Consider the following 1623-nt stretch of genomic DNA (forward strand, 5'->3'; position numbering starts at 1 on the left):
GCAGCACCAGCGTGGACGCTGGCGCTATCATTGGTGATTGTTATAGCACAGGCGTGGACGCTTGCGCCATCAGAGGGGGCACAAGCATACTTCTTTAAAGCTCTCTCAATTTCTACTTTATTAATTCTTCATTAAAAATAGAACTGAAATATTGATCTTTATTACAAAAATTTAAAAACATTTCAGATAAAGAAGTATCTTCTGTAAGGGAAATACATCCATAACCAATATCATCATGTGGATAAAGCGCAATACCTAATTTAGGATTAATTAAAAAACAAATTCCACCACTAATTTTTCCAAAATAGAAAGCTAAAACTAATTCACAATATAAGAAAATTTTATTTAAATCAAAATGCATATTAAATATACTTATTGGTGGCTGCTTCTCATCTTTTAAATCAATTGATTCAAAATATTCTTTATAAACCCCGTCATAGTCATTCAAAAAATTACTCTTTTTAGCTTCCTCATACAAAAATAAGTATTCTTCTAAATACTCAGATTCTCTTATACCATCATCAATATCTGAATCATCATCATATACTAAAGCACTAAGTAAAAAAAAGTTGTCCAAATCTTTACAAAAGAAGGTTTTAAGCAATTCAGAAGCTCTTTTTATATTGCCAACATCACTTAAATCCTTTGCTTTAAAATACCCAACCCATTTATTACTAGTTGAAAACCCATTGAAATTAATATTTCTAAAACATAACTCATTATTTATTATCAATTTTGATAAATTTTCCATCGCTTCGTCCTATTGTAATTTTTTTGTTTCTATTTGGTAAATCCCCATTTAAACCTACCTTCCACTCTCCGGTTTTATCAGAATGTCTTGTATCACTAACCTCCCAAATTTCATCTGTATATTTATTTTTAAATCTTTTAGCTCCTCTAACTTTTGTAAAGTCGTCAGGATGAGAATCTGGAGTCCCCCAAGATGGCGCGCGTCTCCTGACGCGTGCCCAAAGCATCAATTTCACAATTCAGATTTTTACTATTTTCATTAACAACTTCATTTTGTTTATTTTTAGATAGATACAAGCACACGTCAGGAGACGCGCGCTATCTGGGGTCATTTCTATTTTTAGGATCATAGTAATATTTATTTCTAACTTTGCCTTTAGTAATCTCTATAACGAAGATATGTTATTACAAAATTTATTGATAATATAAGGATAATAAAACCCACCTCCTTTTTATTCATACTTTTAAAAAAAGACAATATATCAATACAATAGAAACTAATACTATTATTTATGTTATAGAGTAACCTTGCAGCTAAAAACATAATAAACATAAAAACGACTCCAGATACTAGAGAAAAAATAAGAATATAAATAATCTTTTTCACTATTTTCCCCCACGATGGCGCAAGCGTCCTCGCTTGTGCCTATCAACTAAAAGTGCGGTCACAAAATCCAAAGAATTTTGAACATTGATTCTCCCAACATTTATGGGTAAAATTCGCAATGATTTTATTAAACAGCACAAGCGTGGACGCTTGCGCCATCAGAGGGGAGATATCAAAATTTGCTTAAAATAAGCATCATTGAAAATACAAAAGTGCGGTCAAATTTTGAGAGGTTTAAAAACTCTTTGAAAATTGACCGCACTTGA

At 31.3% G+C, this 1623-nt stretch carries 2 protein-coding genes; both read right to left on the bottom strand.

Features of this window, described 5'->3' with window-relative positions; translation table 11 throughout:
- Positions 1 to 112 precede the first annotated feature (112 nt).
- Complete coding sequence (locus HMPREF9065_RS08840; RefSeq protein WP_021615214.1) at positions 113 to 751, bottom strand: hypothetical protein; 639 nt, start codon at positions 749 to 751, stop codon at positions 113 to 115.
- The gene (locus HMPREF9065_RS08835) at positions 720 to 977 is read right to left on the bottom strand and encodes a hypothetical protein (protein ID WP_021615215.1); all 258 of its coding nucleotides are present in this window, start codon (positions 975 to 977) and stop codon (positions 720 to 722) included. Before HMPREF9065_RS08835 ends, HMPREF9065_RS08840 begins: the two co-directional genes overlap by 32 nt.
- Between the last annotated feature and the right edge of the window lie 646 nt (positions 978 to 1623).

The organism is Aggregatibacter sp. oral taxon 458 str. W10330, from assembly GCF_000466335.1.
Classification (GTDB): Bacteria; Pseudomonadota; Gammaproteobacteria; order Enterobacterales; family Pasteurellaceae; genus Aggregatibacter.

Bases quoted from the DNA above. Each gene is read 5' to 3' on its own strand.
- HMPREF9065_RS08840 (WP_021615214.1), bottom strand. From the start codon at position 751: ATGGAAAATTTATCAAAATTGATAATAAATAATGAGTTATGTTTTAGA.
- HMPREF9065_RS08835 (WP_021615215.1), bottom strand. From the start codon at position 977: ATGCTTTGGGCACGCGTCAGGAGACGCGCGCCATCTTGGGGGACTCCA.